Below are 4864 nucleotides of genomic sequence, written 5' to 3'. Positions count from 1 at the left end.
GCCGCGGGGGGGGGGCCTCCCCCCCGCCCCGAGGGGGGGGCGGCGCCCCCCCGGGGCCCCCCCCGCCCCGGGGGGGGGGGGGCGCGGGCCCGGGGGGGCGGGGCCGGTGTGGGGGCCCCGGCCCCCCACGGCGGCGGACTGGGCACGCGCCCTGGCGACGGAACTCGCCCCGGGGCGCCTGAAGGCGTGCGCGGTCAACGCCCGCCACGTCCACACCGTGGAGCGGCCCTGGTGCCCCTGGTGCGACCAGGCCGAGAGCGGCGCGGACAGCTATCCGGAGTCACGGGAGGAGCACGCATGACGACCCACCTCTCCATCGCCAGGACGCTGGACCGCTGCACCGTCCTCGGGCCGGGTACCCGCGCCGTCGTCTGGGTGCAGGGCTGCCCACTGCGCTGCCACGGCTGCGTGGCGTCCGAGACCCTCCCCTTCGAGGGCGGCACCGCCCGGCCCGTGGCCGAACTCGCAGACTGGCTCTGCGGACTGAGCGACGTGGCGGGGGTCACCCTGTCCGGCGGAGAGCCCTTCAGCCAGGCCGGGGCGCTCGCCGCGCTGCTGGACGCGGTACGCGCACGGCGCCCGGACTTCGGCGCGATGGCGTACTCGGGCTTCCGCTACGAGGCACTCCGCCGGGGCGACCCGGACCGGCGGGCCCTGCTGCGGCGGCTTGACCTGCTCGTCGACGGCCCTTACGTGGCGGCCCGGCACGGCAGTCTGCGCTGGCGCGGTTCGGAGAACCAGCGTCTGATCGCGATCGGTGACCGCTACGCGCACGTCCTGGCCGAGCCCGACGCGAGCGCGGGCATCGAGCTGTCGGTGCAGGCCGACGGATCACTCTCCTGGGCCGGAGTACCCCCGACTCCGGGATTCCGGGAGGGACTTGAGGAACAACTGGCGGCGCGGGGGTTCGTGCTGCACACCCAGGCACGGAGGGATGGATGAGCGGATCACCGAAGTACAGCAACGTCAGCGTCGGTTCGGTCTACGCCCAGCGCGAGGCGGAGCGGCGCCGTCGTCAGGCCGCCGCGCGCCGGGCCCGGGAGCAGGAGCGCGCCCGCGAGCGCGCGGCACTGGCCGCCCGGCGCGCCCAGGAGGCGGCGGCCCGCCGGGAGCGGGCCCGCGCCGAGGCCGAGCGCAGGAAGGCCGAACTGGAGGCGCGGCGCAGCGCCGAGCGGGACGCGCAGGTGGCCCGGACCCGCGAGGAGCAGGCCCGTGCCGAGGCACGCCGGCTGGACGAGGTCGCGCAGCTGATCGCCGCGACCTCGGCACCCGGATCCGAACTCGGCCGTCTGGAAGTCGGGTTGGCGCAGCTGCGCGAGCGGGCCGCGCGCGGCGAGGAGCTCGGTGACGCCGTGGAGGAACTGCGCGGCCGGGTCGTCGTCCTGCGAGCGGCCGGGGACCGGCCCGACCGCACCGACCGCGCCGGGGTCCTGGCCGGCCTGGAGCGGCGCCTCACCGAGACGGGCGAGGACGGCGCGGCCCACGACGCGGAGGGGCGACAGCGTTGCGCCGAACTGCTCGACCGGCTGCGCGAGGCGACCGGCCCGGGCGAGGAGGTCCGCTTCGAGGCGCTCCTCGGCACCGTGGAACACGCCCTCGTCCGGCATACGACGACGGTGGCGCGGGCGGTCGAGGCACTCCGCCGGCAGGCCGGGGCCGACCGGGAGCGGGCCGAGGAGGAGCGGCTGCGGGCCGAGGCGCGTGCCGCGGAACAGGCGGCCGCCGACGAGGCGGAACGCGAGCGCGTCCAGGCCGGGGAGGCGGCGCTCGCGGAGGCCGCGGACCGGCTCGGGGTCGTACGCAAGGGCGCGGAGGGCGCGGCGGCCGACGCCGCCGAACTCGGCGCCCTCCAGCTCGCCGACCGGGTCGGGGGCGCCCTGCGCGCCGTGACCGACGCGCTGTCCGCGGGGCGGCCCCGCGAGGCCCTCGCCGCGGTCGGGGCACTGGAGGAGCTGCTGCCCGGGGCCGAGGCCCAGCTGGACGAGCTGCAGCTCGCCTACACCCGCCGCAGCGACCTCGCCCAGGCGCTGAAGGACGCGATGACCGGTGAGGGTTTCACCTTCGCCGGCGGCGAGGACCAGGGCCAGAGCTTCCTGCTGCGCTTCGAGCGGCCCACCGGTGCGAGCTACGACACCACGGTCACCACCGAGGCCGACGGGACGCCGGTGCTGGTCTACCGCGTCGAGGGCGAGCCGGACGTGACGCTGCGCCCGGCGGCGGAGGGCGCGGTCTGCGACCGTACGGAGGACCTGCTGGAGCGGGTGCACGAGGCGATGAGCGACGACGACGGCTTCGTGCCGGGCGAACTCACCTGGCAGGGCAAGCCGCCGGGCCGAAGCGCGAAACGGCTGCCCGGCGACGGGGCCCGGAGGTGGACGACCCCGTGAGCACGGTCGAATGGACCAAGCACGAGGAGGGGCCCGCCGCAGCCGACGGCATGATGCCGCTGTGGGCGGTCTCGCTCGGCTGGGAGCTGCGGCGCGGCCGCCAGGTGATCCTCAACGGGCAGATCCGGGACCGCTGGTGGTTCGAGGACCGGCCCGCCTCCTTCCGGGAACTGGTCGCCGGGGTGCTCGAAGCCCGCGGCGCCGATGTCGTGGGCTGGTGGGACCCGGTCGCCGGGCTCACCTTCCCGCTGCCGGGGCACGCGGAACGCTTCGACGGCCTGCGGTCCCGGGTACCCCCGCCCGGTGAGTCCCCCTCGCCGGGCACCGAGGGCCGGAGCGGGGCGGCGGCGCCCGGCGAGGGGGACGGGGCACGGCGGTGCCCCGCGCGGGGGCCCCGGGGGGGGGGGGGGGGGGGGGGGCGCGGGCGGTGGGGGCGGGGGCTCGGCCCTGGGAGCAGCGGGGGGCGGCCGGCGCCGACCGGTCCGGCGACGAGAGCGGGGGCGACGAGGACGGCGGTGAGGCGCGGACCCGGCGCGGGAGCGAGCGGCAGCGCAGCCGTGACCGCCTGCTCGCGCCGCGTCCGGCCGGGCGGCCGCGCTCCTTCGACGACGTCGTGGCCACCGTGCACCGCATCGTCGCCTCCCCCGACACGGCCGTGGCGTTCGTCTTCCAGGACGTCGACCATCACCTCCCGCCCGGCCAGCCGGAGTCCCACGCCGGCTATCTGCGGCTGCGTGCCGCGATGACCGACGCCGTGACGCCCCGCTCGGCCGCCGAGGGCCGGTCCCCGCACGCCCGCAACGCCGTGCTGTGCGCGGTCGGCGACGTCGGACGGCTGCCGGGCTGGTTCCACCTGGAGGATCCGCGGATCGCCGCCCTGCACATCGGCCCGCCCGACCCGAGCGAGCGCCGTCTGTGGCTGTCCTGGCTGCGAGGGGACTTCAACGGGGCCGAGGACGCCACGCGCGCCGACGTCGAGGCGCTCGTCGGCGCCACCGACGGCATGTCCGGCTGGGACATCGACGCCCTCGCCCGTACGTCCTGGCTCCGCCAGGCATCCCTGCGGAAGCCCGACAAGCTGCTCGAACTCCACCGGCTCAATGTGAGCGTCGACCCGTGGACCCAGCTCGACCGGGACACCGTCGCCCGCGCGGCCGAGGTCCTCGGCGCCCGGGTGGTCGGCCAGTCCACGGCCGTACGGGCCGTCGCCTCGGCCCTGCAGGCGGCCTTCGTGGGCGTCGACTTCGGCAACTCCGGCACCGCGCGGCCCCGCGGCGCGTTCTTCTTCGTCGGTCCCACGGGAGTCGGCAAGACCGAACTCGCCAAGGCAGTGGCCGAGTTGATGTTCGGCGACCAGAGCGCGTACGCCCGTTTCGACATGAGCGAGTACCAGCAGGAGCACGCCGCGGAACGGCTCGCGGGCGCGCCGCCCGGCTACGTCGGGTACGAACAGGGCGGCGAGCTGACCCGGCGGGTGCAGGAACGTCCGTTCAGCGTGCTCCTCTTCGACGAGATCGAGAAGGCGCACCCCCGGGTGCTCGACAAGTTCCTGCAGATCCTGGAGGACGGCCGGCTCACCGACGGGCGCGGGCAGACCGCGTACTTCTCCCAGAGCCTGATCATCTTCACCTCCAACACGGGCGCGGACGCGCTGCGGGACCTGCTGGCCCAGAGCGGGGACGAGGTTCCGTACGGCCACCTGGAGGCCCACTTCACGAGCGCCGTGGAGGAGAAGTTCCGCACCATCGGCAGGCCGGAGATCTACGGCCGGCTCAAGCCCGGCGTGGTCGTCTTCGACATGCTCCGCCGCGAGCACATCGTGAAGATCGCCGACCGCCTGCTCGGTCAGCTCGCCGAGTCGGTCCGCGAGCGCCACCGGATCGAACTCGTCCCCGACACCGCCACCGTGCACCCATGGATCATCGAACGAATGAGCGACCCGGAGCACCAGGCGTACGGCGGTCGGCAGATCCGGAACGAGCTGGAGCGGCTGCGGGCGGCCGTGGTCGGTCACCTCCTGGCGCACCGGCCGGTCCCGGGCAGCCGTCTCCGGGCCGGGATCGGGCCCGGCGGCACGCCCTGGGTCACGCACGACGGCGCGGGGCCGTCCACGGCAGAGGGGAACGGGTGAGCATGCTCGGCATCGACATCGGGCACCGCTACGGCCGGGTCGGACGGCTGGGTCCCGACGGGAGACCGGCGGTGGCCACGACGGCCCTCGGCGGGACGGACGGGGTCGCGGCTCCCGCCGCGGCGCTGGCACTGCTGCTCGCCGCGGTACCGGACGGCCCGGCGGACCGCGAGGCGGTGCTCGGGCTGCCCGCGCAGGGCGGACGGGAGGACGAACTGCGGCGCGCCGCGGAGGACGCCGGTCTCGTCGTCGATCGCATCGTGCCGGAGCCGGTCGCCGTGGCGTTGCACTACGGCGCGAGCGACCAGGGCGTGCGACGCACCGTCAGCAGCGGCACCCCACGGGC

The 4864-nt window shown here is 76.4% G+C and carries 4 protein-coding genes and 1 pseudogene; all 5 read left to right on the top strand.

All coding sequences use genetic code 11. The annotated features are described in order from the left end of the window. Positions 1-106: 106 nt before the first annotated feature. Positions 107-301: a hypothetical protein gene (locus tag ACFW2E_RS27330; RefSeq protein WP_384469720.1), complete on the top strand. Its 195-nt coding sequence runs from the start codon at positions 107-109 to the stop codon at positions 299-301. Next, positions 298-942: a 4Fe-4S single cluster domain-containing protein gene (locus ACFW2E_RS27325; RefSeq protein WP_384469719.1), complete on the top strand. Its 645-nt coding sequence runs from the start codon at positions 298-300 to the stop codon at positions 940-942. The genes ACFW2E_RS27330 and ACFW2E_RS27325 overlap by 4 nt, the downstream gene beginning before the upstream one ends. Further along, positions 939-2387, top strand: coding sequence for a hypothetical protein (locus ACFW2E_RS27320; protein WP_384469718.1), 1449 nt, complete (start codon positions 939-941; stop codon positions 2385-2387). Before ACFW2E_RS27325 ends, ACFW2E_RS27320 begins: the two co-directional genes overlap by 4 nt. Positions 2388-2814: 427 nt before the next feature. Then, the gene (locus ACFW2E_RS27315) at positions 2815-4518 is read left to right on the top strand and encodes an AAA family ATPase (protein WP_384469717.1); all 1704 of its coding nucleotides are present in this window, start codon (positions 2815-2817) and stop codon (positions 4516-4518) included. After that, a pseudogene (locus ACFW2E_RS27310) lies at positions 4515-4864 on the top strand (hypothetical protein); the annotation flags it as partial. The gene ACFW2E_RS27315 and the pseudogene ACFW2E_RS27310, both read left to right, overlap by 4 nt.

It is taken from the genome of Streptomyces sp. NPDC058964 (assembly GCF_042741275.1).
Taxonomy (GTDB): domain Bacteria; phylum Actinomycetota; class Actinomycetes; order Streptomycetales; family Streptomycetaceae; genus Streptomyces.
This window is presented reverse-complemented; position numbering and strand designations above follow the sequence as displayed.

What these genes read in the sequence shown, in the direction of transcription:
- ACFW2E_RS27325 (WP_384469719.1), top strand. Translation starts at nt 298, where the DNA reads ATGACGACCCACCTCTCCATCGCCAGGACGCTGGACCGCTGCACCGTC.
- ACFW2E_RS27320 (WP_384469718.1), top strand. Translation starts at nt 939, where the DNA reads ATGAGCGGATCACCGAAGTACAGCAACGTCAGCGTCGGTTCGGTCTAC.